Raw genomic sequence first — 25,122 nt, 5'->3', positions numbered from 1 at the left:
GACGAACCGCATGACGAAGGACCCGAACGATACGAACGACACGCCGCCGCCTGGCGATCCGGACACGCCCGGCGGCGCGCCCGACGCGCCGCCGCGCGCGCCGCGCCGCGGGCCCGTCGCGCGCATCGGGCGGTTCGTCGCATGGACGCTCGCGACGGTCGTGCTGCTCGTCGTGCTGGCCGTCGGGCTCGTGCTGGCCGCGGTGACGACCGAGCACGGCACGCGGCTCGCGTGGCAGGTGGCGGAGCGCGTGCTCGGCACGCGGCTCGCGGGCACGCTCGACGGCGGCTCGCTCGCGACCGGCGTGCGGTTGCGCGGGTTCGCCTGGACGAGCCCCGACGGCACCGGTACCGAAATCCGCATCGACCGGCTCGACGGCCGCTGGGCATTGACCCGCGCGCCGTGGCGTCTGTCCATCGCGTATCTTCGCGCCGGCACGATCGACGTGCGGATCCCGCCGGGGCCGTCGACGCCGAGTACGACGCCGCAGGACCTGAGCCTGCCGCTGCAGTTGCGGATCGACGACCTGCGCGTCGATCACCTGGCGATCCACGACGGCGGCTCGACGACGCAGCTCGACCATCTCGCGCTGAACGGCCGCAGCGACGGTCGTCACCATGAACTCGTGCTCGACGGCGTCGATACGCCGTACGGCGCGCTGACCGCGCGCGCGAAACTCGACGGCGTGAAGCCGTTCGCGCTGACGGGGGAGGCCACTTACTCAGGCAAGCTGGCCGACGAACCGGTCGATGCGCGTGCTCGCGTGTCGGGCTCGCTCGAGGCGCTCGTCGCGGAAGTCGACGCGAGCGGGATGAAGCTGAACGGGCGCGCGCACGTCGAGGCCGCGCCGTTCGGCGCGGTGCCGCTCACGCGCGCGTCGCTCGCGTTCGATCACGTGAACCCGCAGGCGCTCGCGCCCGGCGCGCCGGCCGCCGATCTCGCGGTGCGCGCGGAACTCGCACCCGTGACCGCGCCGGCCGGCTCGGCGCCCGCAAAGGGGTTCGCGGTGACGGGCCCGGTGTCGATCGTCAACGCGAAGCCCGGCACGCTCGGCGATCACCTGTTGCCGGTGATCGACGCGCACGCGAACGTGCATCTCGACGCGCACGCGCAGCGGATCGACGCGCTCGCGCTGAAGCTGATCCGTGACGGCAGCGTGACGGGCAACGGCACGCTGACAGGCGGCAAGGGCCGCTTCGACCTGAAGGTCGCGAACCTCGACCTGAACGCCTTCGTCGCCGAGCTGCGGCCGATGCGCCTGGGCGGCCCGCTCGGCGTGACGCTTGCGGCCGGCGTGACGACCGTTGACTTCAACCTGAACGATCCGAAGCTCGCGCTCGGCGCACGCGCGAAGGTTGCGCTGACGCCGCAGCAGACCGTGCTGACCGACGCACGCGTGACGGCGGGCAAGGGCCGCATCGACCTGACGGGCGTGTTCCGCCACGATGCGCATTCGAGCTACGACGCGAAGGCGACGCTGACCGGATTCGATCCGCTGCTGCTCGCCGCGCAGAGCGCGCCGAAGGCCGGCAGCGGCAAGGCGCCTGTCAAGGTCGCGAAGGCGCCGCCCAGGCGCGGCGAGACGCGCGTGTCGGGCACGCTGACGGCGTCGGGCGCATTCGCGCCGCAGGTGTCGACGAAGGCGACCTTCAAGCTCGGCGACAGCCTGTACGACGGCGTGCCGCTGACCGGCGCCGGCGTCGTGCAGCTCGCCGGCTCGCGGATCCTGCCGAGCAACGCGAACCTGTCGATCGCCGGTAATCATGTCGACCTGCGCGGCAGCTTCGGGGCGCCCGGCGACCGGCTGCGCTTCGTCATCGACGCGCCGCAGCTCGACCGGCTCGGCTTCGGCGTGGAAGGGCTCGTGCAGGCGCAGGGCGACCTGACCGGCAGCTTCGCGCACCCGAACGTGACGGCCACCTACAAGGCCGAGCACGTCGTCGTCGGCTCGAACCGGATCGGCGCCGCGCAGGGCCGCGCGGACATCCGCGACGGCGCGCACGGCGCCCTCGTGTTCACGGCCGACGCGACCGACCTCGCGCTCGGTTCGCTGAATCTGAAATCGCTGCGCGCGAACCTCGACGGCACGCGCGCGAAGCACACGCTCGACGCGTCGGCGCTCGGGACGGCCGGCGGCCGCGTGATCGACTTGACGCTCGCGGCGAACGGCGGCGTGGTCGAGAGCCGCGACGGGATGCGCTGGGACGGTACCGTGACGCGGCTCGCGAACCGCGGCACGCCGGCCGTCGCGCTGCAGGCGCCGCTGACCGTATCGGCCGGTGCCGGCCGCGTGACGCTCGGCGCGACGCGGCTCACGCTCGAGGGCGCGGCGATCGACCTGAAGTCGTTCGTGTTCGATCACGGCCAGATGCGCTCGGCGGGCTCAGTGAGCGGCGTGTCGGTCGCGCGTTTCCTCGAGGTCCGCCAGGAGCTGACGGGCCAGCGGCCGCCGGTGCGAACCGACGTCGTGCTCGACGCCGACTGGGATTTCTCGCTCGGCGCGAACTCGACCGGCCATGTGCAGGTGAAGCGGCGGGGCGGCGACGTGACGATCGAGAGCGGGCGCGGCATCGCGTCGCTGGGGCTGACCGACCTGTCCGCGCGCGCGAACTTCACGCCCGGCAATCGGCTCAACGTGACGGCGCTCGCGAAGGCGAACCGGATCGGCACGCTCGATGCGAACGTCACCGTGCCGTTCGCGCTGCGCGACGGCATGTTCGGCGTGGTCGACGATGGCCCGCTGTCGGGCCGCATCGACGTCGACGTCCCGGCGCTGAAGACGACCGGCAACCTGTTCGGGCCGAGCTATCTGCTCGGCGGGCGCGCGGCGCTGAAGCTGACCGTCGCGGGCACGCCGGCGAAGCCGAACCTGTCGGGGATGCTGACGGGCGACGACCTGTCCGCGACGCTCGTCGACCAGGGCGTGCAGCTGAAGGACGGCATCGTGCGCATCAAGCTGTCGGAAAACCTCGTCGAATTCCAGCAGGTCGAGTTCCACGGCGGCGACGGCACGCTGCGCGCACTTGGCCGCGTGCGTCTCGACGGCGAGGCGCCCGACCTGACCGCGAGCATCGTCGCGGACAAGCTCGAGCTGTTCGCGGCGCCGGACCGGAAGCTGTCGCTGTCGGGCAAGGCGACGGTCGCGAACGACGGGCCGCGCGGCGCGCTGTCGATCGACGGCAAGTTCGTCGTCGATCGCGCACTGTTCGACCTGCCCGAGGAGTCGGCGCCGCACCTGTCGGACGACGTGGTGATCGTGCAACCCGACGGCACGGTGCGCGGCGAGACGCCGACCGGCACCGCCGTTGCCAAGCCGAAGCCGGCCGCGGACAAACCGGCGCCGTCGCTCGCGCCGCGCGCGAACATCGATATCGGCCTCGGCAACAACTTCCGCTTCAAGGGGCACGGCGCGGATCTCGGGCTGCGCGGCACGATTACCGTGATGAGCGCGCCGGGCGTGCCGCTGCGCGCGGTCGGCAACGTGCGTGTGACCGAAGGATCGACGTACACGTCGTTCGGCCGCAAGCTCGCGATCGAGAACGGCTTCTTCACCTTCAACGGCCCCGTGTCGAACCCGGGCGTCAACATCCTCGCGATGCGGCGCAACCAGGAAGTCGAGGCCGGCGTGCAGGTCACGGGCACGATCCAGTCGCTGACGGTCAAGCTGGTGTCGGAACCGAACGTCACGGACAACGAAAAGCTGTCGTGGCTGCTGTTCGGGCACGGCACCGACCAGGGCAACAACGTCGGTCAGCAGGGCACGATGACGGCGGCGCTCGGGCTGCTCGGCAGCGTGACCGGCAAGCGCGTCGCGCAGACCTTCGGTCTCGACGAGGTCTCGGTCGGCCGCAGCGAAGTGGGCCTGACGGACCCGCAGGTCGTGCTGGTGTCGAAGGCGATCAACGAGCGGTTCGTGCTCGGCTTCGAGCAGGGGCTGCAGTCGGCGAGCAACGCGTTCAAGGCGACGATCAACCTGACGCGCTTCTGGTCCGTGTCCGCGTACGGCGGCACGTTCCAGGGCGTCGACCTGAACTACACGCGGCGTTTCGACCGGTGGTTCGGCAGCGACGCGGCGCGGGCGCGGCGTGCCGAGCAGCCATGAATGAAAAAGCCCCGCACGAAACGAATCGTGCGGGGCTTTGTTTCGCGCCAGCGGCAGCGCGTTCGGCTTACTTCACGCGCATGCCGGGCTTCGCGCCGCTGTGCGGCTCGAGGATGTAGAGGCCCGGTTCCGCCTTCTCGTCGGTGGCCGACGCGGCGAGCACCATCCCTTCGGACAGGCCGAACTTCATCTTGCGCGGCGCGAGGTTCGCGACCATCACGGTCAGCTTGCCCACGAGCTGCTCGGGCTGGTACGCGGACTTGATGCCCGAGAACACGTTGCGGGTCTTTTCCTCGCCGACGTCGAGCGTGAGCTGCAGCAGCTTGTCCGAACCCTCGACGGCCTGGCACGCGACGATCTTCGCGATGCGCAGGTCGATCTTCGCGAAATCGTCGATCGAGATGGGGGCATCGTCGGCGCCGTTCACGGCGGCCGGCTTCGCGTTCGCCTTGGCGTTCTTCGCCTCCTTGGCGGCGTTCGCGCTCGCGGCGGCCGCGCCGGTGGCCTCGGCCTGCAGCGAATCTCGGTTCGCGGCGAGCAATGCCTCGATCTGCTTCGGGTCGACGCGCGTCATCAGGTGCTGGTACGCCTTGATCGGCTGTTCCGACGACAGCGGCTTCGCGGCATCGGCCCATGCGAGCGGCGCGATCCCGAAGAACGACTCGACGGCCTCGGCCACGCGCGGCATCACCGGCTTCAGCGCGAGCGACAGCAGGCGGAAGGACTCGAGGCTCACGCTGCAGGTTTCGTGCAGCGCGACCGCGTTGGCCGGATCCTTCGCGAGATCCCACGGTTTGGCGCCGTCGACGTACGCGTTCACTTCGTCCGCGAGCTCCATCGTGTGGCGCAGCGCGCGGCCGTACTCGCGTGCTTCGTAGTGCGCGGCGATCCCGGGAATCGCATCGCGCAGCTTCACGACGAGCGGATGGTTCATCGCGCTGTCCTGCACCCGGCCGTCGAAGCGCTTGATCAGGAAGCCTGCCGCGCGGCTCGCGATGTTCACGTACTTGCCGACGAGATCGCTGTTCACGCGCGCCTGGAAATCGTCGAGGTTCAGGTCGATGTCTTCCATCGTCGCGTTCAGCTTCGCGGCGAAGTAGTAGCGCAGCCATTCGGGGTTCAGGCCCGTGTCGATGTAGCTCTGCGCGGTGATGAACGTGCCGCGCGACTTCGACATCTTCGCGCCGTCGACCGTCAGGAAGCCGTGCGCGAACACGTTGGTCGGCGTGCGGTGGCCCGAGAACTCGAGCATCGCGGGCCAGAACAGCGTGTGGAAGTACAGGATGTCCTTGCCGATGAAGTGATACTGCTCGGTGGTCGAGCCCGGGCGGATCCACGCGTCGAAGTCGACGCCGTTGCGGTCGCACAGGTTCTTGAAGCTCGCGTAGTAGCCGACCGGCGCGTCGAGCCACACGTAGAAATACTTGCCGGGCGCGCCCGGGATCTCGAAACCGAAGTACGGCGCGTCACGCGAGATGTCCCAGTCGGCGAGCTTGGCCTCGCCGGCGTCGCCGAGCCATTCGCGCATCTTGTTGGTCGCTTCGGGCTGCGCGAGGCCGCTCACCCATTCGCGCAGGAACGTTTCGCAGCGCGGATCGGACAGGCGGAAGAAGTAGTGCTTCGACGTCTTGCGCACCGGCGTCGCGCCCGACACGACCGAATACGGGTTCAGCAGTTCGGTCGGCAGGTAGGTCGAGCCGCACACTTCGCAGTTGTCGCCGTACTGGTCCTTCGCGTGGCACTTCGGGCACTCGCCCTTGATGAAGCGGTCGGGCAGGAACATTTCCTTGACGGGATCGTACGCCTGCTCGATCTCGCGCTCGGCGATGAAACCGGCTTCCTGCAGCGCGACGTAGATCTTCTCGCTCAGCACGCGGTTCTCGTCCGAATCGGTCGAGTAGAAATTGTCGAACGACACGCCGAAGCTGTCGAAGTCGCGCTTGTGCTCGGTCCACACGCGGTCGATCAGTTGCTTCGGGGTCAGGCCTTCCTTCTCCGCGCGCAGCATGATCGGCGTGCCGTGCGTGTCGTCGGCGCCGATGTAGTAGACCTCATGGCCATGCATTCGCAGCGTCCGCACCCAGATGTCGGTCTGGATGTACTCGACCAGGTGGCCGATGTGGATCTGCCCGTTGGCATAGGGCAGTGCGGACGTAACGAGGATCTGGCGGCCACCTTGCGGCGCCGCAGCCTGCACGGAAGTGAGGTCGGATGCGGACATAGGGTCTGTAGAGGAACGGCGGAAAACGACGGGAAACTGCGATTCTAGCAGGGGCGCGCGCCGGCGACGCGGGCAGGGCGCCGCTGACCGGGCGCCGGAACGGGCGGGGCCGCGCAAGCGGCGTGCCCGGCGGTGACATGCTGCGGCGCAGCACGAATTCTGCGGGCAAAAAAAACCGGGGCGGATACGGCCCCGGAGCAACAACGACAAGAGGAGAATGGTGACGCGCCGGCAACACCAGCCGCGTACCGTAAATACTGACCACGGCCTGCGACAGAAGTTCGAAAATTTTTTCGATTTGTTACCGGCTCCGCCGGAAGTCTTGTCCGGCGGGGCTGCGCGGGCGGCGGGCCCGCGCCTTCCCCTCGTCGTGCGCTTACTGCGCCTGTGCTGCGCGCAGGTAGATTTCGACGCGGCGGTTCTGTGCGCGGCCGGCTTCCGTCGCGTTGTCCGCGATCGGGTTCGACGGGCCCATGCCCTGTGCCGACAGGCGGCCGCCGGCAACGCCGCGCTGCACGAGCGCGTTGACGACGCTCTGCGCACGGTTCTGCGACAGCGTCTGGTTCAGCTGCTGCGAACCCGTGCTGTCCGTGTAGCCGACGATCGATGCCGTCACTTGCGGGTTCTGGTTCAGCGTCGTCGCCAGGTCGTTCAGCAGCGGCGTGAAGGCCGGCGTGATCGCGTACTGGTTCGTCGCGAACGTCACCGAGCTCGGCACGTTCAGCTTCAGCGAGCCGTCCGGCTGCTCGGTCACCTGCGTACCCGTCTTGGCTGCCGACGGCGCGAGCTTGTTCTTGATCGCCTGCCAGTTGTAACCCGTCACGCCGCCGACCAGTGCGCCGACGCCCGCGCCGATCGCCGCGCCCTTGCCGCCGCCCGCCAGCGCGCCGATGCCTGCGCCCAGCGCCGCACCCGTGCCGGTACCGACGGCCGTATTGTTGCCTTGCTGCGTGGCGCAGCCTGCCAGCAGTGCGCCGGCCAATGCGAAGACGGACAGACGGGTCGCGATTTTCATGTTCATCTTGGATTCCTCTCTTGGTTGAACGAGTCGACAACGACGACAACAACAGTTACGGCTCCACGCGCGGGCCGCCCGAAAAAGGAGGACAGGCCTGCGCCAGCGGCAGCCGCCGAGGTGGCCGCATGCCCTGTCCGTCAGCGTGGCTGTTCGGGCAGTGCGACGCGTCAGCCTCTACAATATAGGCGGTTGGTGGCCGATTTGGCCCCATAGCATGCCGCAGGCGAAGAGTGCGCCGGGTCGCGCGTTCGCGCAATGGCGTGCAACAGATTCTTTCACTTTTCCCGATTTTCGCAGCGTAATTTGATATTTTTTGACGTTTGCGCGCGAGAAAAACGTTTTCACGGAGTTTCGATGAGCATTGACCGGGCACAAGTCGACGCCGCTTTGGCGGCTGTCGTCGACCCCAATACCGGCCGTCCGTATGCGGCGAACAAGGGCGTGCGCAACGTCGCGATCGACGGCGACGTCGTGGCGCTCGACGTGGTGCTCGGTTATCCCGCGCGCAGCCAGCACGACGACGTGCGCGCACGCGTCACCGCGGCGCTCCAGGCCGTGCCCGGCGTACGCGACGCGCGCGTCGCCGTGTCGCAGGAGATCGTCGCGCACACGGTGCAGCGTGGCGTGAAACTGCTGCCGAACGTGAAGAACATCGTGGCGGTCGCGTCGGGCAAGGGCGGTGTCGGCAAGAGCACGACGGCCGTCAACCTCGCACTCGCGCTCTCCGCCGAAGGCGCGTCGGTCGGCATTCTCGACGCCGACATCTACGGCCCGTCGCTGCCGACGATGCTCGGCATCCACGGCCAGCGCCCCGAGTCGCCCGACAACCAGTCGATGAATCCGCTCGTCGGCCACGGGCTGCAGGCGAACTCGATCGGCTTCCTGATCGAGGAAGACAACCCGATGGTGTGGCGCGGCCCGATGGCGACCTCCGCGCTCGAGCAACTGCTGCGCCAGACCAACTGGCGCGAGCTCGACTACCTGATCGTCGACATGCCGCCCGGCACGGGCGACATCCAGCTCACGCTCGCGCAGCGCGTGCCGGTCACGGGCGCGGTGATCGTCACGACGCCGCAGGACATCGCGCTGCTCGACGCGAAGAAGGGCCTGAAGATGTTCGAGAAGGTCGGGATTCCGATCCTCGGCATCGTCGAGAACATGAGCATCCACATCTGTTCGAACTGCGGCCACGAAGAACACATCTTCGGCGCCGGCGGGGCCGAGCGGATGGCTAAGGATTACGACGTGAACGTGCTCGGCAGCCTGCCGCTCGACATCGCGATCCGCGAGCGGGCCGACAGCGGCACGCCGACGGTCGCGGCCGATCCCGAAGGCGCGCTGGCCCGTCGTTACCGCGACATCGCGCGCGGCGTCGCACTGGCGATTGCCGAGCGTTCGCGCGACATGACGTCGAAGTTTCCGTCGATCGTTGTTCAAAATACGTAAAACCCTTGCGGGGCGGGGCCTCACGCTGTTTACGGCGCCGCGAGGCGCGGTATCATGGCGACTTTTCCCGGGTCCCTTTACCCGCCCGGCGCGGCCGTCGTGTCAAACGGCCGCCAGCCGGCATGAGGATCGAATGAAACAACGACATCACGGCGTGCGCGCCGGCCGCGTGCGGTACGCGCTGCTGGCCGCCGCCGCGCTGGGCCTGCTGGCCGGCTGCACCTCCTTTTCCTCGTCGCACGAAAAACGGGCCGACGCACAACTGCAGCCGACGGTCGGCTCGCAGGCGCGCGGCGCGGTGACGTTCGTCGAGCGTCCGGACGGCGTTCAGGTCACGTACAACCTGGCCGGCCTTCCGCCCAACAGCGATCACGCGCTACAGGTGCATGAACGCGGCGACTGCAACGCGGGCGACGGCTCGAGCGCCGGCCAGGTGTTCGCGCCGGCCGCCGACCGGCTGCGCGCGGGCGCCCGCGTCGCCGGCGATCTCGGCAACATCCATGCGGACGCGAACGGCGTCGCGGCCGGCTTCATCGTCGCGCCCGATCTGGCCCTCGATGGCGTGCGCTCGGCGATGAACCGCGCGGCGCTGGTGCACCGCGACTCGAGCGATCCCGCGTTTCCGCAGCATGGCGCGGGGCCCGCGCTCGCCTGCGGCGTGATCCGTTGACGGCCGCCGCGTGCGTGCGCCGATGATCGCGTAAAATGTCCGCCTTTCCCGGCCGCCGTCTCGCGCGAGCGGCCCTCCCTGACCGTCACGCAGCGTTTCCAGGCGCCCCGATATGAGTATCAAGTCCGACAAATGGATTCGGCGCATGGCCGAAGAGCACAAGATGATCGAGCCGTTCGTGCCCGATCAGGTTCGCGCGTCCGAGGACGGCCGCCGGATCGTCAGCTACGGCACGTCGAGCTACGGCTACGACATCCGCTGCGCGGACGAATTCAAGATCTTCACGAACATCAACTCGACGATCGTCGATCCGAAGAACTTCGACGAGGGTTCGTTTGTCGATTTCAAGGGCGACGTGTGCATCATCCCGCCGAACTCGTTCGCGCTGGCCCGCACCGTCGAATATTTCCGCATCCCGCGCACCGTGCTCACCGTCTGCCTCGGCAAGTCGACCTATGCGCGCTGCGGGATCATCGTCAACGTGACGCCGTTCGAACCCGAGTGGGAAGGCTACGTCACGCTGGAATTCTCGAACACCACGCCGTTGCCCGCGAAGATCTACGCGAACGAAGGCGTCGCGCAGGTGCTCTTCTTCGAAAGCGACGAAGTGTGCGACGTGTCGTACGCGGATCGCGGCGGCAAGTATCAGGGGCAGCGCGGTGTCACGCTGCCGAAAACCTGATCTGGTTGCATAACGTCTCACCAGTTTCCGGGTGACCGCTGCGCGTGACGCGCCGCGGTCGTTCTTTTTGGAGAATCGCCCATGAAGTTTCGTTTCCCCGTCGTCATCATCGACGAAGATTTCCGCTCTGAGAACATCTCGGGCTCCGGCATCCGGGCGTTGGCCGAAGCGATCGAGAAGGAGGGCGTCGAAGTCCTCGGCCTCACGAGCTACGGCGATCTGACGTCGTTCGCGCAGCAGTCGAGCCGCGCGTCGTGCTTCATCCTGTCGATCGACGACGACGAACTCATGCTCGGCGAAACCGGCCCGGACGGCGAACTGCCCGAACTCGCGACCGCGATCATCGAGCTGCGCGCGTTCGTCACCGAAGTGCGCCGCCGCAACGCGGACATCCCGATCTTCCTGTACGGCGAAACGCGCACGTCGCGCCACCTGCCGAACGACATCCTGCGCGAGCTGCACGGCTTCATCCACATGTTCGAGGACACGCCGGAGTTCGTCGCGCGCCACATCATCCGCGAGGCGAAGGTCTATCTCGACTCGCTCGCGCCGCCGTTCTTCAAGGAACTGGTGAAGTACGCGGACGAAGGCTCGTACTCGTGGCACTGCCCGGGCCACTCGGGCGGCGTCGCGTTCCTGAAGAACCCGCTCGGCCAGATGTTCCACCAGTTCTTCGGCGAGAACATGCTGCGCGCCGACGTCTGCAACGCGGTGGACGAACTCGGCCAGCTGCTCGACCACACGGGCCCGGTCGCCGCGTCCGAGCGCAATGCGGCGCGCATCTTCAGCGCGGACCACCTGTTCTTCGTGACCAACGGCACGTCGACGTCGAACAAGATCGTCTGGCACGCGACGGTCGCGCCCGGCGACATCGTGCTGGTCGACCGCAACTGCCACAAGTCGATCCTGCACGCGATCACGATGACGGGCGCGATTCCGGTGTTCCTCACGCCGACGCGCAACCACTTCGGCATCATCGGGCCGATCCCGCGCGACGAGTTCAAGCCGGAGAACATCCGCAAGAAGATCGAGGCGAACCCGTTCGCGCGCGAGGCGATGCGCCAGAACCCGGACATGAAGCCGCGCATCCTGACGATCACGCAGAGCACGTACGACGGCGTCGTCTACAACGTCGAGATGATCAAGGACCTGCTCGGCGACCTGCTCGACACGCTGCACTTCGACGAAGCGTGGCTGCCGCACGCGACGTTCCACGACTTCTATCGCGACATGCACGCGATCGGCGACGGTCGTCCGCGCACGGGCGCGCTCGTGTTCGCGACGCACTCGACGCACAAGCTGCTCGCGGGCATCTCGCAGGCATCGCAGATCGTCGTGCAGGATTCGGAGAACCGCACGTTCGACAAGCACCGCTTCAACGAGGCGTACCTGATGCACACGTCGACGAGCCCGCAGTACGCGATCATCGCGTCGTGCGACGTCGCGGCCGCGATGATGGAGCCGCCGGGCGGCACCGCGCTCGTCGAGGAATCGATCGCCGAGGCGATCGATTTCCGCCGCGCGATGCGCAAGGTCGACGCCGAATACGGCGACGACTGGTTCTTCAGCGTGTGGGGCCCGGACGAACTGTCGGCAGAAGGCATCGGCTCGCGCGACGACTGGATGCTGAAGCCGAACGACCACTGGCACGGCTTCGGCCCGCTGGCGGAAGGCTTCAACATGCTCGACCCGATCAAGGCGACGATCATCACGCCGGGGCTCGACGTCGACGGCGAGTTCGGCGAGACGGGCATCCCCGCCGCGATCGTCACGAAGTACCTGGCCGAGCACGGGATCATCGTCGAGAAGACCGGCCTGTACTCGTTCTTCATCATGTTCACGATCGGCATCACGAAGGGCCGCTGGAACTCGATGGTGACCGAGCTGCAGCAGTTCAAGGACGACTACGACAACAACCAGCCGCTGTGGCGCGTGCTGCCGGAATTCGTCGCGCAGCATCCGCGCTACGAGCGCGTCGGCCTGCGTGACCTGTGCACGCAGATCCACGACGTGTACCGCGCAAACGACATCGCCCGCCTGACGACCGAGATGTACCTGTCGGACATGGAACCGGCGATGAAGCCGTCGGACGCGTTCGCGAAGCTCGCGCACCGCAAGATCGACCGCGTGCCGCTCGACGAGCTCGAAGGCCGCGTGACGAGCATCCTGCTCACGCCGTACCCGCCGGGCATTCCGCTGCTGATTCCGGGCGAGCGTTTCAACAAGACGATCGTGAACTACCTGCGGTTCGCGCGCGACTTCAACGAGCGCTTCCCGGGCTTCCACACCGACATCCACGGCCTCGTCGCGGAAGAGGTGAACGGCCGCGTCGAGTACTTCGTCGACTGCGTGCGCGACTGATGGCGACGCACGGACGAATCCAGGCGATGCGTGCGGCGGTGGCCGCGCTCGTCGTCTGGGCGGCAGGCGTGTCTGGGCTGGCGGGCATGGGTGTCGCGCACGCGGAAGTCGCGGCGGCCGACCCGATCGACGTCGCGATGCGGCAATGCCTCGCGCGGCGCGACCGGTCTTCGCCGGCCGGCCAGATCCAGTGCATGGGCGAAGCGCAGCAGCAGTGGCAGGCCGTGATGGACGGCGCGTACCAGCGCCTGTTGAAGGATGCGCCGGCCGACGCGAAGCGCGGCTGGCAGGACAGCCAGCGCCGCTGGCTCACGTGGCGCAAGGATGAAGTGCATCTGCTGAAGGCCGTGTACGACACCACGCGCGGCACGTCGTACGCGATGTCGAGTGCCGACCTGCAGCTGCAGCCCGTGCGCGATCGCGCGCTGGCGCTGCGCGGCGCGGCCGATCGCTATGCACCGCCGCCCGCCGCCGTGCCAGTGGCGGCCACGAGCGGCGCGCAGGGCGGCACGAGCGCGGCCCAGGGTGGGGCCCGGCCGAACGGCAAGCCGGCGAACGCGCCGCGCGATCCGGCCGTGCGCCGCGTGCGCCCGTGCGAACAGGACGCCGCGTGCGAGCACGCGCTGTTCGACCTGAACCGCTATTACCAGAAGCTGCGCCGCAAGATGCCTGCGCATTCGGCCGCGACGCTCGTACGCGCGCAGCGCGCGTGGGTCGGGTTCCGCGATGCGACGGCGCCGCTCGTCGGCGAGGACGGCCGCGTCGACCTGATCGGCGCGCGCATCGCGACGATGAAACGGCTGTCGGAGACGGCGGGCAACAAGTAAGCGCAACCGCGATGCCGGTTGTTCGGCGATAGGGCAAAACGGGCACCTTCGGGTGCCCGTTTTGCATTGGGTGGCACGCGATCTAAGCGGGCCGTCGCGTATCGTGCCCGCCGAACCACGACGGCACGAGCGCAAGCGCATCGTCGAGCGAGGCCAGCACGTGCAGGCTCAGCGCGACGATCTCGGGCGTCGGCGCCTTCAGGTCGGGCACCGTGACGACCGATGCGCCCGCGCCGGCGGCCGACTGCGCACCGAAATCGCTGTCCTCGAACGCGACGCATGCGTGCGCCGGCACGCCGAGGCGTTCGGCCGCGAGCCGGTAGACGGCCGGGTCGGGCTTGCCGCGCGCGACTTCGTCGCCGCCCGCGATCGCGCGGAAGAACGGCAGCACGCCGACCGCGTCGAGCCGCGCGCGGATCACCTCGCTCGCGGACGACGACGCGACCGCGCACGGAATGCCGGCTTGCGCGAGCGTGTCGAGCAGCGCGAACGCGCCGGGCTTCAGCGGAAACTTCGGATGCGGTTCGGGCGCCGCAAGCTGCTCGCGCACGCGGGTGCGCACCGCGTCGAACGTATCGGGGTTGCCGATCAGCCGTGCCAGGATCACCTGGCCTTCGGCGAACGAGCGGCCGACGATCTGCAGGTAGTCGGCGGTGGTCAGCGTGACGCCGTGCGCATTCGACACGTCGATCCACGTGTTCATGATGGTCCGCTCGGAATCGACGAGCAGGCCGTCCATGTCGAAGAGTGCGGCGGAAAAGGTCATCGGCGGCATTCGGGAAGCGGGGAAGGCGATGGGCGGCGCGACGGCCGCCCGAATGAAAAACGGACGCCGATGGCGTCCGTCCGGAACAGCGGGCTTACCGGCCGAGCGCGGCGCGGGCTGCCTTGACCGCCGCACGCACCTGGTCGGGTGCGGTGCCGCCAGGGTGATTGCGGCTGGCGACCGAACCTTCGAGCGTCAGGTAGCCGAACACGTCTTCGCCGATCAGGTGCGCGACGTTCGGCAGTTCCTGCTTCATCTCGTCGAGCGTCAGGTCGGCCAGGTCGATGCCACGGTCGTCGCAGATCTTCACGGCGTGCGCGACGGCTTCGTGCGCATCGCGGAACGGCAGGCCGCGCTTCACCAGGTAGTCGGCGAGGTCGGTGGCGGTCGAGAAGCCCTGCAGGGCGGCCGCGCGCATCGCGTCCGGCTTCACGGTGATGCCGGCCACCATCTCGGCGAAGATCCGCAGCGTGTCGGCGACGGTGTCGACCGTGTCGAACAGCGGTTCCTTGTCTTCCTGGTTGTCCTTGTTGTACGCGAGCGGCTGGCCTTTCATCAGCGTCAGCAGCGCCATCAGGTGGCCGTTCACGCGGCCCGTCTTGCCGCGCGCGAGCTCGGGCACGTCCGGGTTCTTCTTCTGCGGCATGATCGAGCTGCCGGTGCAGAAGCGGTCGGCGATGTCGATGAAGCCGACGCGCGGGCTCATCCACAGCACGAGTTCTTCGGAGAAGCGCGACACGTGCGTCATCACGAGCGCGGAAGCCGCCGTGAATTCGATCGCGAAGTCGCGATCCGACACCGCGTCGAGCGAGTTCGCGCAGATGCCGTCGAAGCCGAGCGTCTTCGCCACGGCGTGACGGTCGATCGGGTAGCTCGTGCCGGCGAGCGCGGCCGCGCCGAGCGGCAGGCGGTTCACGCGGGTGCGGCAGTCGCGCATGCGCTCCGCGTCGCGCGAGAACATCTCGACGTACGCGAGCAGGTGGTGGCCGAACGTGACGGGTTGCGCGACCTGCAGGTGCGTGAAGCCCGGCATGATCGTGTCGGCGTTCTGTTCCGCGAGGTCGAGCAGCGCGCCGCGCAGGTCGTTCAGCAGGCCGCCGATGCGGTCGATCTCGCCGCGCAGCCACAGGCGGATGTCGGTGGCGACCTGGTCGTTGCGCGAGCGGCCCGTGTGCAGGCGCTTGCCGGCATCGCCGATCAGCGCGGTCAGGCGCGCCTCGATGTTCAGGTGGACGTCTTCCAGGTCGAGCTGCCATTCGAATTCGCCGCGCTCGATTTCTCCCTTGATCTGCGCCATTCCGCGTTCGATCGCGGCCAGGTCGTCGGCGCTGATGATCTTCTGCGCGGCGAGCATGTTCGCGTGCGCGAGCGAGCCGGCGATGTCGACGAGCGCGAGGCGCTTGTCGAAAAACACCGACGACGTGTAGCGCTTGACCAGCTCCGACATCGGTTCCGAGAAGCGGGCCGACCAGGCCTCGCCCTTTTTGTGCAGTTGGGACGTCATGGCGATTCTTCGAAGGGGATGTTGGGCGGCGTGCGCCGCCGAGGGAATCCCGCGATTCTAACATTCGCGGGCCTGCCCGCCGCGGCGCGCAGCCGTTCGCGGCGGCCCGCCGGCCGTGGTCCGCGCGGGCCGGCCCGTTCAGTCGCGCACGAGCACGACCAGCTTCAGGTCTTCGCGGTGCGCGGGCTTCAGCGTGATCTGCTGATACACGAGGCGGCCGTCGGCCGGATGGTCGAATTCGCGCCGGCCGCCTTCGCGTTCGAACACGTCCTGCGATGCCCAGTACTGCGCGAAGGCATCGCTGCCGGCGGTCAGTGCGTCGATCAGCGCACGCGTGGGCGCGTCGGTCAGGTGCCGGATCGAATCGGCGCGGAATTCGGCCGCGAGCCGCCGCGCGCGGGTTTCCCAGTCGACGATCAGCGTGCGCGCGGCCGGCGACATGAACGTGAAGCGCAGCAGGTTGCGGTCGTGTTCGCCGTCGAGCCAGCCGGAAAAGAGCGCGGCGGCCGGTGCGTTCCACGCGAGTGCGTTCCATTGCCGGTCGAGCACGTAGGCGGGCGTCGCGATGGCCGCGACGGTCGCGGCGAGCGTCGGCGGCAGGTCGCCGCCCGCGACGTCGGGCTCGGCCGGGTCGCGCTGCGCGGCCAGCTCGAACAGGTACGCGCGCTCGGCCTTCGACAGTTGCAGCGCGACGGCGATCCGCGCGAGTGCGTCGGCCGACGCGGACACGGGGCGGCCCTGTTCGATCCACGTGTACCAGGTGGGGCTGACGCCGCAGAGCTGCGCGACTTCCTCGCGCCGCAGCCCCGGCGTGCGGCGGCGCGGGCCGGGCGGCAGGCCGACGGCCTGCGGCGACAGCCGCTCGCGGTGGGCGCGGATGAATTCGCCGAGCGCACGGGCGGGCGTGGCGTCGAGCGGCGGGACGGGGACGGAGGACGGCTGGTTCATGCGGAAACGGCGAAGTGGAAGCGGGGATGCGGCAACGATCAGACGGGTGTATCGAATACCAGAATAACTGCTTAACTTGTACTGGTACAAGCGCGGGCCTATTGTAGCGGCTCGCGCGCTGCCAGGGGAGCGGGCGTCCCACAAAACGTGTTGCATGGGGCCGGAAAGTGCACTGACGCATCCGCGCCGGCCGATTGCGCAAAAGAAAGGAGAGAACGATGAAACACCACGACCAGGTCGCCGACGCATTCGGCACGACGGCCGCCGCCTACCTGACGAGCACGGTCCACGCGACGGGCGCCGACCTGCAGACGCTCGCCGACGCGGTGCGCGCGACGCCCGATGCCGCGGTGCTCGATCTCGGCTGCGGCGCCGGCCACGCGAGCTTCGCGGTCGCGCCGCACGTGCGCGACGTGGTCGCCTACGATCTCGCCGCGCAGATGCTCGCGACGGTCGACGCCGCGGCGCGCGAGCGCGGGCTCGCGAACATCCGTACGCAGCAGGGCCCGGCCGAGAAACTGCCGTTCGAGACGGCGACGTTCGACTGGGTCGTGAGCCGGATGAGCGCACACCACTGGCACGACATGCGCGCGGCGCTCGCCGAAGTGCGCCGCGTGCTGAAGCCGGGCGGCCGCGTGCTGATGATCGACATCGCCGGCAACGACCATCCGCTCCTCGATACGTACCTGCAGGCCGCGGAAGTGCTGCGCGACGCGTCGCACGTGCGCGACTACCGCGCGGACGAATGGCTCGCGATGTTCCGCGATGCCGGCTTCGACGCGCACGTGCACAGCCGCTGGCGGCTGCCGATCGATTTCGATACGTGGGTCGCGCGCATCCGCACGCCGGCCGACAGCGTGACCGGCATTCGCGCGCTGTGGACGCATGCGCCCGACGAGGTGCGCGGCTATTACGCGGTGCAGCCCGACGGATCGTTCGAGCACGACGCGCTGCTGATCGACGCGCACTGAGCGTGCGGTGCGCCGGCACGGTTTCGTCGACGCCCGCGAGCATGAAAAAAGCCGCGATACGCCACCGTGCATACGGTGGGTATCGCGGCTTTCACGTCGCCGGCCGGCGCGGCATCGCGCCGCGCCGCATGCGGATCAGCCCGTGTTGCGCAGGCCGGCCGCGATCCCGTTGATCGTCAGGTGAATCCCGCGGCGCAGCCGCGCGTTCGTGTCGCCCGCGCGGTGGCGCTTGATCAGCTCGACCTGCAGGTGGTTCAGCGGATCGAGATACGGGAAGCGGTTCTTGATCGATCGCGCGAGCAGCGGGTTGGTCGCGAGGCGGCCTTCGTGCCCGGTGATTTCCGCCAGCGCCTGCGCTGTGCGCTCCCATTCCGCGACGATCCGCTCGAACACGTGCTTGCGCAGCTTGCGGTCGGCGACCAGTTGCGCGTAGCGCGACGCGACCGCGAGGTCGGTCTTCGCCAGCACCATGTCCATGTTCGACATCAGGTTCGAGAAGAACGGCCAGGTCTTGTTCATCTTCTTCAGCAGCGCGACGCGCTTCGTGCGCTCGGTTTCATCCTGCGCGCCGTCGAGATATGCACTCACCGCGCTGCCGAAGCCGTACCAGCCCGTCAGCAGCAGCCGGCACTGGCCCCACGAGAAGCCCCACGGAATCGCGCGCAGGTCCTCGATCTTGCGCTGCTTCGGATCCTGCAGCTTGCGCGAGGCCGGGCGGCTGCCGATGTTCAGCTCGGCGATCTCGGTGATCGGCGTCGACGAGAAGAAATAGTCGGTGAAGCCCGGGGTTTCGTAGACGAGCGCGCGGTACGCGGCCATCGCCGAATCGGACAGCGTCTGCATCGCGGCCTCGAACGCCGGCAGCTGCGCGGGCGCGTTGTTCTGCGGCAGGAGCGTTGCCTCGAGCGTCGCGGCGACGACCGTCTCGAGGTTCCGGCGGCCGATCTCCGGGTTCGCGAACTTGCTCGCGATCACCTCGCCCTGTTCGGTCAGGCGGATCTGGCCGTTCACGGTGCCCGGCGGCTGCGACAGGATCGCCTGGTAGGTCGGGCCGCCGCCGCGGCCGACCGTGCCGCCGCGGCCGTGGAACAGCCGCAGCGTGATCTTGCGGTCGCGGAACAGGTCGACGAGCGCGAGTTCCGCGCGATACAGCTCCCAGTTCGACGTGAGGAAGCCGCCGTCCTTGTTGCTGTCCGAATAGCCGAGCATCACTTCCTGCTCGGCGCCCTGGTGCGCGATCAGCGCGTCGATGCCCGGCAGCGCGAAGTATTCGCGCATGATGCGCGCGGCGTCGCGCAGGTCGGGAATCGTCTCGAACAGCGGGATCACCATCAGGCTGTTGCGGGCGTTGCCGCCGGGCACGCCGAGCGCGCCTTCGAGCAGGCCCGTTTCCTTCTGGAGCAGCAGCACCTCGACGAGGTCGCTGACGGTTTCCGTATGCGAAATGATGTAGTTGCGCACCGCGCGCGGGCCGAATTGGGCGCGCACGTCGCGCGCCTTCTCGAACACGCCGAGTTCGCTCTGGGCGAGCGCGGAGTATTCGAGGTACGGCGAGCGTAGCGGACGCGGATCGGCGAGCGCGGCGAGCAGCACGCGCAGCTTGTCTTCCTCGGCGAGCGCCGCGTAGTCGGCCTCGACGCCCGCGCGCGCGAACAGCTCGGCAACCACGGCTTCGTGGATGTCGGAGCTCTGGCGCAGGTCGATGCTCGCGAGATGGAAGCCGAACACTTCGGCCGCGCGCACGAGCGGCGCGAGGCGCGGCGCGGCGAGCGACGTGCCGTGGTGTTCGTCGAGCGATGCGGTCAGCACCTTCAGGTCGGCGACGAACGCTTCGGAATCCGCATACGGGATCGCGCGCACGGGCGGCGCGCCGCGGCCCGCGCTGCGCACGGGCACCGTTCCTTCGCCGAGGCGCACGCGTGCGCTTGCGGCGAGCCGCGTGTAGATGCCGATCAGCGCGCGACGATACGGCTCGTCGACGCGGTGCGGCGACTGGTCGGGCGACGCGGCCGCGAGCGCCTTCACGGCGTCGTTCGCGCCGACGAGCAGGTTCGACACGGACAGTTCGGCGCCGAGCTTGTGCACCTGTTCCAGATAGTGCTCGAGGATTACCGCGGCCTGGCGGTTGATCGCTTCGTCGAGCGTCGACGCGGTCACGTTCGGGTTGCCGTCGCGGTCGCCGCCGATCCAGCTGCCCATCTGGAAGAACGCGGGTACGCGCGCGGACAGGCCGTGCTCGGCGAGCGCGGCCTCGATGTCGCCGTACAGCGCCGGCAGTTCGTCGAGGAACGTCGCGCGGTAGTACGACAGCGCGTTCTCGATTTCGTCGCCGACCGTCAGGCGCGCGTCGCGCAGCATGCGGGTCTGCCACAGCGTGGTGACGCGTGCGCGCAGCATCGATTCGTTGTACTGGCGCTCGCGGCTGGTCAGCTCCTGGTCGCGCTCGGCGAGCAGGCGCGCGATGTCGTGCTGCGCGTCGAGGATGCTCTTGCGCTGCACTTCGGTCGGGTGCGCGGTCAGCACCGGCACGATCAGCGCATCGTCGAAGAAGCGCTGCAGCAGTCGCTTCGACGCGTTGCCGGTCGTTTTCAGCTGCTCGAGTGCGTACGCGACGGTGCCGGGCTGCGACGCGGAGCCGGCCAGCGCGTGGATGCGGCGGCGGCGGTTGTGGTGGCGGTCTTCCGCGATGTTCGCGAGGTGCGAGAAATAGCTGAACGCGCGCACGACGCTCACCGTCTGCTCCGGCGTCAGCTTGCGCAGCTTTTTCTCGAGCGTCTGCGCGGCTTCGCTGTCGTCCTCGCGGCGGAACTTGACGGCGGTCTGGCGGATCGTCTCGACGACGTCGAACACGGTGTCGCCTTCCTGCTCGCGCACGACGTCGCCGAGCAGGCGGCCGAGAAAGCGGATGTCGTCGAACAGCGGGCCGTCCTTGTCGTCGCGCGTGCGGGTGCCGGCCTTCGTCGCCCCGGCCGTGCGGGCGGCCGGGCCGGCGGCTTTCGCCGTGCGTTTTGTCTGACGTATCGGGTCTTTCGGTTTCGTTGCCGTTTTCGCACGGCCGTTCGCGGCGGTGGCGACGGTGTCCGTCGAGGCGTCGGAGGAGGACAGGGCAGCATTGCGGCGCGCCGTACGCGCCGATCCGGAAGACTTCACGATGGGTTTCCTTGGGAAAGCTCGAGTCAAAAGGAACTGCGGAAACTGCGAAACTGCGGTCAAGCAACCAGCTACGTGCGGCACATCCGCACATCGGCGCCGCGACCCGCCCGGCGGCAGGCCGGACGCAGGCTCCGGGCCCGGGCGGGCGGGGGCGTGCGTGCTACCATTGTTCGATCTTCAATCCCGTCCTTCGATGTTCCAGAAATGAATTCCGAGACTCCTGCGGCCGGGCCGCAACAGGCACAGCCGCCCGCGACGTTGACGATTGCTTCGCGCGAGAGCCGCCTGGCGATGTGGCAAGCCGAACATGTGCGTGATGCGCTGCGCAAATTATATCCAGCTTGTGACGTGAAAATCCTCGGAATGACGACGCGCGGCGACCAGATTCTCGATCGCACGCTGTCGAAGGTCGGCGGCAAGGGCCTGTTCGTGAAGGAACTGGAGGCCGCGCTGGCCGACGGCCGCGCCGATCTCGCCGTGCATTCGCTGAAGGACGTGCCGATGGCGCTGCCGGAAGGCTTCTCGCTTGCCGCGATCATGGAGCGCGAGGACCCGCGCGATGCGTTCGTGTCGAACGACTACGCGTCGCTCGACGCGCTGCCGGCCGGTGCCGTGGTCGGCACGTCGAGCCTGCGCCGCGAGGCGATGCTGCGCTCGCGCTACCCGCACCTGGACGTGCTGCCGCTGCGCGGCAACCTCGACACGCGCCTGGCGAAGCTCGATCGCGGCGATTACGCGGCGATCATCCTGGCGGCCGCCGGCCTGAAGCGCCTCGGCCTCGAAGCGCGGATCCGCGCGCTGCTCGACGTCGACGCGAGCCCGCCCGCTGCGGGCCAGGGCGCGCTCGGCATCGAGATCGCGTCGCACCGCGACGACGTCGCCGCGTGGCTCGCACCGCTGCACGACCCGCAGACCGCGCTCGCGGTCGAGGCCGAGCGGATGGTGTCGCGCGCGCTCGGCGGCAGCTGCGAGGTGCCGCTCGCCGCGCATGCGGTGTGGCGCGCGGGCGAGCTGTACCTGACGGGCCGCGTGTCGACGACCGACGGCAAGCGCGTGCTGACCGCCGAGGAGTGCGGGGCCGTCATGAGCGTCGCCGATGCGCTCGCGCTCGGCCGCGCCGTGTCCGACGAACTCGAGGCGCAAGGCGCGCTCGAGATCGTCCAGGCGCTGCTCGCGGGCTCGCAGGCCGCCGGCAAGGGCGACGCCTGATGGCGGGCGGCGCGCGCGCGTTCACCGCTGTCCTGACGCGCCCGGACGGCCAGTCCGGCGCGCTCGCGTCACAACTGGCCGAGGCCGGTTGCGACGTGCTCGAATTCCCGTTGATCGATATTGCGCCCGTCGACGATCCGGCGCCGCTCGACGCCGCGTTCGCGGCGCTCGCCGATTACGCGCTGGTGATTTTCGTGTCGCCGAACGCGATCGACCGCGCGCTCGCGCAGTACGGCGCGATTTGGCCGAACGCGCTGCCGGTCGGCGTGGTCGGACCCGGCAGCGTCGCGGCGCTCGAGCGTCACGGCATCGCGGCGCCCGCGCATCGCGTGATCGCGCCGCAGGCGCCGGCCGACGGCGGCGTACCCCATTACGATTCGGAAAGCCTGTTCGCGTGCATCGAGGCCGAATTCGGCGGCGCGCCCGCGCTGGCGGGCAAGCGCGTGCTGATCGTACGCGGCGACGGCGGGCGCGAATGGCTCGCCGACCGGCTGCGCGAAGCCGGCGCGGACGTCACGCTCGTCGCCGCGTACCGGCGCGTCGTGCCCGAGCCGCGCGTCGGCGCGTGGGAGCGCGTGCATGCGCTGCTCGACGGCGAACCGCATGCGTGGCTCGTCACGAGCTCGGAAGGCGTGCGCAACCTGCACGAACTCGCACGGACGCATCTGAACGATGCCGAGATCGCCGCGCTGAAGCATGTGCCGCTCGTCACGCCGCATCCGCGAATCGAGCAGACCGCGCGCGCATTGGGTTTTGATAGGATTACGCTGACCGGCGCGGGCGATGAGCGCATCGTCCGCGCGTTTCGAACGATGGCCGACGAGGCCGTCCAACCGGCGACAGCCGCACCGGTGACTAAACGCATGACAGATACCAACGATTCCAAAAGCGTCGCTTCCCAGCCGGCCGCTGCATCCGCACCGCCGTCCCGTCCCGCCTATATGGCGTCCGAACCGCCCGCGCGCCGCGGCGGCAGCGCGGTGCTGTGGTTCGTCGTCGTCGTGCTCGGCTGCGCGGCGGGCGTCGGCGGCTACGCGCTGAACCGCAAGATCGACCGGCTTGACGGCACGTTCGTCGCGCGCCAGAAGGCGCTCGACGCGCAGACGGCCGAAACGCGGATGAAGACCGAGCAGGCGCTGGCGAGTACGCACCAGGTCGACACGCAGCTCGCGCAGCTCGACGGCAAGCTCGCCGACGCGCAGAGCGCGCAGCAGGCGCTGCAGCAGCAATACCAGGACCTGTCGCGCAACCGCGATGCGTGGATGCTCGAGGAAGTCGACCAGATGCTGTCGAGCGCGAGCCAGCAGCTTCAGCTGACCGGCAACACGCAGCTCGCGCTGATCGCGCTGCAGAATGCCGACGCGCGCCTCGCCACCTCGCAGAGCGCGCAGGCCGTCACGGTGCGCAAGGCGCTCGCGCTGGACATCGAGAAGCTGAAGGCCGCACCGGCGGCCGACCTCACGGGCCTCGCGATCAAGCTCGACGACGCGATCGCGAAGATCGACGCGCTGCCGCTGTCCGGCGAGGCGATCGTCCCGCACGAAGCGCCGAAGGCCGCGCCGGCCGTGGCTGCATCGTCGGCCGTGGCCGGCGAGCCGCGCTGGAAGGTGTGGTGGCACGACTTCTCGGCCGGCCTCGGCCAGCAGCTGAAGGGGCTCGTGCAGGTGCGCCGGATCGACAACGCGGACGCGATGCTCGCGTCGCCCGACCAGGGTTACTTCGTGCGCGAGAACGTGAAGCTGCGCCTGCTGACCGCGCGCCTGTCGCTGCTCGCGCGCAACGACGGCGCGATGAAGGCCGACCTGCACGCCGCGCAGGCGTCGCTCGGGAAGTATTTCGACCAGGCATCGAAGGACACGCAGACCGTCGAGGATCTGCTCAAGCAGGTTGACGGCGCATCGCTGACGGTCGCGGTGCCGAACCTGAACACGAGCCTGAACGCCGTTCAGCAGTTCAAGAGCCGGGGGTAACGATGACGCTTCGAGGAATCGTCTGGCTCGCGGTCCTGTTCGCGATCGCCGCTGCGCTCGCCACCGTCGGCCGTTTCGACGCGGGGCAGGTGCTGCTCGTCTATCCGCCGTACCGGATCGACGTGTCGCTGAACCTGTTCGTGATCGCCATCGTCGTGCTGTTCATCGTCGTGTATGCGCTGCTGCGCATCGTGCGCAACATCTGGCGCATGCCGCAGCGGGTCGCCGCGTATCGCGCGCGTTCGCGCAACGAGAAGGCGCAGGCATCGCTGCGCGACGCGATCGCGAACCTGTACGCGGGCCGCTTCTCGCGCGCGGAGAAGGCCGCGCGTGAAGCGCTGTCGGTCGACGCGAACCAGGGCGCGGCGAGTCTCGTCGCGGCGACTGCCGCGCACCGGATGCACGAGTACACGCGTCGCGACGACTGGCTGTCGAAGGTCGACGCACCCGAGTGGCAGGACGCACGGCTGCTCGCCGCGGCCGACATGCGCGCGGACGCGCGCGATGCCGACGGCGCGCTCGCCGCGCTGGCCGACCTGCAGGCGGGCGGCAAGCGTATCCATGCGCAGCAGGTTGCGCTGCGCGCGCAGCAGCAGCTGAAGAACTGGGCCGAGGTGCTGAAGCTCGCGAAGGCGCTCGAGAAGCGCGAGGCGCTGCATCCGGCCGCAGCCGTGCGGCTGCGCCAGCAGGCTGCGGAAAACCTGCTGCGCGAACGCCGGCACGACCCGGACGCGCTGCTCGAGGTGTGGCAGTCGCTGTCGCCGGTCGAGCGCCAGTCGCCGCGTCTCGCCGATCTCGCGGCCGATCTTCTCGTTCCGCTCGAGCGCCGCAACGAAGCGCGCCGCATCGTCGAGGACGCGCTTGCCCACAACTGGGATGCGCGCCTGCTGCGCCGTTACCCGGATACGGCCGGCGCCGATGCGCTGCCGCTGATCCAGAAGGCCGAAGGGTGGAAGAAGGATCATCCGGAGGATGCCGACCTGCTGTTCGCGCTCGGCCGTCTCTGCCAGCAGCAGCAGCTGTGGGGCAAGGCGCAGTCGTTCCTCGAGTCGGCGCTGAAGCTCGCCGACAACGAGGCGCTGAAGGTGCGTGCGCATCGTGCGCTCGCGCGCCTGTTCGAGCATCTCGGCGAAACCGACAAGGCCGCGAAGCACTACCGCGAAAGCGCGCTCGCGATCACCGTGGTCTGACGCGGGCGGCGTGGCTGCCTGCCGCAGGCGGCCCGCGCAACCCGCGCAAGAAAGCCCCGAATGCCGGAAGGCCTTCGGGGCTTT

At 69.0% G+C, this 25,122-nt stretch carries 16 protein-coding genes; 10 read left to right on the top strand and 6 right to left on the bottom strand.

The genetic code is table 11. The annotated features are described in order from the left end of the window. Positions 1-10 precede the first annotated feature (10 nt). Positions 11-4,102 (top strand): translocation/assembly module TamB domain-containing protein, encoded by a 4,092-nt coding sequence (locus ABIC51_RS20770; protein WP_354006612.1) that lies wholly within the window; start codon positions 11-13, stop codon positions 4,100-4,102. A gap of 67 nt (positions 4,103-4,169) precedes the next feature. On the opposite strand, the gene metG is transcribed toward ABIC51_RS20770, so the two are convergent. Together metG and ABIC51_RS20760 are read right to left on the bottom strand one after the other, a co-directional pair. Next, positions 4,170-6,323 (bottom strand): methionine--tRNA ligase, encoded by a 2,154-nt coding sequence (gene metG / locus ABIC51_RS20765; RefSeq protein WP_048022566.1) that lies wholly within the window; start codon positions 6,321-6,323, stop codon positions 4,170-4,172. 376 nt (positions 6,324-6,699) lie between these two features. Further along, entirely contained in the window at positions 6,700-7,344 is a 645-nt protein-coding gene (locus tag ABIC51_RS20760) for a YiaD family glycine zipper/OmpA-like lipoprotein (RefSeq protein WP_021163796.1), read from the bottom strand. 351 nt (positions 7,345-7,695) lie between these two features. Between ABIC51_RS20760 and apbC the strand changes: the two genes are divergently transcribed. From apbC to ABIC51_RS20735, 5 genes are all read left to right on the top strand, one after another. Next, positions 7,696-8,787, top strand: coding sequence for an iron-sulfur cluster carrier protein ApbC (apbC, locus tag ABIC51_RS20755; protein WP_175898235.1), 1,092 nt, complete (start codon positions 7,696-7,698; stop codon positions 8,785-8,787). Between the two features lie 133 nt (positions 8,788-8,920). After that, positions 8,921-9,457, top strand: coding sequence for a superoxide dismutase [Cu-Zn] (sodC, locus tag ABIC51_RS20750; protein ID WP_027786736.1), 537 nt, complete (start codon positions 8,921-8,923; stop codon positions 9,455-9,457). A gap of 112 nt (positions 9,458-9,569) precedes the next feature. Further along, positions 9,570-10,139 carry a dCTP deaminase gene (dcd, locus tag ABIC51_RS20745; RefSeq protein WP_006398615.1) on the top strand — a complete coding sequence of 190 codons (570 nt, stop codon included), beginning with the start codon at positions 9,570-9,572 and terminating at the stop codon, positions 10,137-10,139. Between the two features lie 81 nt (positions 10,140-10,220). Beyond that, positions 10,221-12,500, top strand: coding sequence for an arginine/lysine/ornithine decarboxylase (locus tag ABIC51_RS20740; RefSeq protein ID WP_021163792.1), 2,280 nt, complete (start codon positions 10,221-10,223; stop codon positions 12,498-12,500). Then, positions 12,500-13,327 carry a lysozyme inhibitor LprI family protein gene (locus ABIC51_RS20735; RefSeq protein ID WP_059590462.1) on the top strand — a complete coding sequence of 276 codons (828 nt, stop codon included), beginning with the start codon at positions 12,500-12,502 and terminating at the stop codon, positions 13,325-13,327. Before ABIC51_RS20740 ends, ABIC51_RS20735 begins: the two co-directional genes overlap by 1 nt. Before the next feature lie 82 nt (positions 13,328-13,409). Here ABIC51_RS20735 and ABIC51_RS20730 read toward each other — a convergent pair whose 3' ends face one another. The 3 genes from ABIC51_RS20730 to ABIC51_RS20720 all read right to left on the bottom strand — a co-directional run bounded on the left by ABIC51_RS20730 (position 13,410) and on the right by ABIC51_RS20720 (position 16,545). Then, positions 13,410-14,093 (bottom strand): HAD family hydrolase, encoded by a 684-nt coding sequence (locus ABIC51_RS20730; protein WP_124815311.1) that lies wholly within the window; start codon positions 14,091-14,093, stop codon positions 13,410-13,412. 94 nt (positions 14,094-14,187) lie between these two features. Next, complete coding sequence (gene argH, locus ABIC51_RS20725; RefSeq protein WP_027786739.1) at positions 14,188-15,597, bottom strand: argininosuccinate lyase; 1,410 nt, start codon at positions 15,595-15,597, stop codon at positions 14,188-14,190. A 138-nt stretch (positions 15,598-15,735) separates the two neighbouring features. Next, positions 15,736-16,545, bottom strand: a complete 810-nt coding sequence (locus ABIC51_RS20720) for a helix-turn-helix transcriptional regulator (protein ID WP_060359490.1) — start codon at positions 16,543-16,545, stop codon at positions 15,736-15,738. A gap of 218 nt (positions 16,546-16,763) precedes the next feature. On the opposite strand from ABIC51_RS20720, the gene ABIC51_RS20715 reads away from it, so the two are divergent. Continuing rightward, a complete protein-coding gene (locus ABIC51_RS20715) occupies positions 16,764-17,516 on the top strand; it encodes a class I SAM-dependent methyltransferase (RefSeq protein WP_060083242.1) in 753 nt (250 codons plus the stop codon). 135 nt (positions 17,517-17,651) lie between these two features. Here ABIC51_RS20715 and ppc read toward each other — a convergent pair whose 3' ends face one another. Continuing rightward, positions 17,652-20,666 (bottom strand): phosphoenolpyruvate carboxylase, encoded by a 3,015-nt coding sequence (gene ppc / locus ABIC51_RS20710; RefSeq protein WP_027786742.1) that lies wholly within the window; start codon positions 20,664-20,666, stop codon positions 17,652-17,654. A 207-nt stretch (positions 20,667-20,873) separates the two neighbouring features. On the opposite strand from ppc, the gene hemC reads away from it, so the two are divergent. The 3 genes from hemC to ABIC51_RS20695 are packed head-to-tail and all read left to right on the top strand — an operon-like array spanning position 20,874 to position 25,038. Beyond that, complete coding sequence (gene hemC / locus ABIC51_RS20705) at positions 20,874-21,878, top strand: hydroxymethylbilane synthase (RefSeq protein WP_027786743.1); 1,005 nt, start codon at positions 20,874-20,876, stop codon at positions 21,876-21,878. Further along, positions 21,878-23,848, top strand: a complete 1,971-nt coding sequence (gene hemDX, locus ABIC51_RS20700; RefSeq protein ID WP_059697683.1) for a fused uroporphyrinogen-III synthase HemD/membrane protein HemX — start codon at positions 21,878-21,880, stop codon at positions 23,846-23,848. Before hemC ends, hemDX begins: the two co-directional genes overlap by 1 nt. Before the next feature lie 2 nt (positions 23,849-23,850). Beyond that, positions 23,851-25,038: a heme biosynthesis protein HemY gene (locus tag ABIC51_RS20695; protein ID WP_011352869.1), complete on the top strand. Its 1,188-nt coding sequence runs from the start codon at positions 23,851-23,853 to the stop codon at positions 25,036-25,038. The last annotated feature ends 84 nt before the right edge of the window (positions 25,039-25,122 follow it).

It is taken from the genome of Burkholderia sp. 572 (assembly GCF_040545135.1).
Lineage (GTDB): Bacteria > Pseudomonadota > Gammaproteobacteria > Burkholderiales > Burkholderiaceae > Burkholderia > Burkholderia cepacia.
The sequence above is the reverse complement of the archived record's forward strand: the minus strand, read 5'-3'. Positions and strand labels throughout refer to the sequence as shown.

What these genes read in the sequence shown, in the direction of transcription:
- ABIC51_RS20730 (WP_124815311.1), bottom strand. Translation starts at nt 14,093, where the DNA reads ATGACCTTTTCCGCCGCACTCTTCGACATGGACGGCCTGCTCGTCGAT.
- metG (WP_048022566.1), bottom strand. Translation starts at nt 6,323, where the DNA reads ATGTCCGCATCCGACCTCACTTCCGTGCAGGCTGCGGCGCCGCAAGGT.
- ABIC51_RS20720 (WP_060359490.1), bottom strand. Translation starts at nt 16,545, where the DNA reads ATGAACCAGCCGTCCTCCGTCCCCGTCCCGCCGCTCGACGCCACGCCC.
- hemC (WP_027786743.1), top strand. Translation starts at nt 20,874, where the DNA reads ATGAATTCCGAGACTCCTGCGGCCGGGCCGCAACAGGCACAGCCGCCC.
- ABIC51_RS20770 (WP_354006612.1), top strand. Translation starts at nt 11, where the DNA reads ATGACGAAGGACCCGAACGATACGAACGACACGCCGCCGCCTGGCGAT.
- ABIC51_RS20735 (WP_059590462.1), top strand. Translation starts at nt 12,500, where the DNA reads ATGGCGACGCACGGACGAATCCAGGCGATGCGTGCGGCGGTGGCCGCG.
- ABIC51_RS20740 (WP_021163792.1), top strand. Translation starts at nt 10,221, where the DNA reads ATGAAGTTTCGTTTCCCCGTCGTCATCATCGACGAAGATTTCCGCTCT.
- ABIC51_RS20760 (WP_021163796.1), bottom strand. Translation starts at nt 7,344, where the DNA reads ATGAACATGAAAATCGCGACCCGTCTGTCCGTCTTCGCATTGGCCGGC.
- ABIC51_RS20715 (WP_060083242.1), top strand. Translation starts at nt 16,764, where the DNA reads ATGAAACACCACGACCAGGTCGCCGACGCATTCGGCACGACGGCCGCC.
- ABIC51_RS20695 (WP_011352869.1), top strand. Translation starts at nt 23,851, where the DNA reads ATGACGCTTCGAGGAATCGTCTGGCTCGCGGTCCTGTTCGCGATCGCC.
- sodC (WP_027786736.1), top strand. Translation starts at nt 8,921, where the DNA reads ATGAAACAACGACATCACGGCGTGCGCGCCGGCCGCGTGCGGTACGCG.
- dcd (WP_006398615.1), top strand. Translation starts at nt 9,570, where the DNA reads ATGAGTATCAAGTCCGACAAATGGATTCGGCGCATGGCCGAAGAGCAC.
- argH (WP_027786739.1), bottom strand. Translation starts at nt 15,597, where the DNA reads ATGACGTCCCAACTGCACAAAAAGGGCGAGGCCTGGTCGGCCCGCTTC.
- hemDX (WP_059697683.1), top strand. Translation starts at nt 21,878, where the DNA reads ATGGCGGGCGGCGCGCGCGCGTTCACCGCTGTCCTGACGCGCCCGGAC.
- apbC (WP_175898235.1), top strand. Translation starts at nt 7,696, where the DNA reads ATGAGCATTGACCGGGCACAAGTCGACGCCGCTTTGGCGGCTGTCGTC.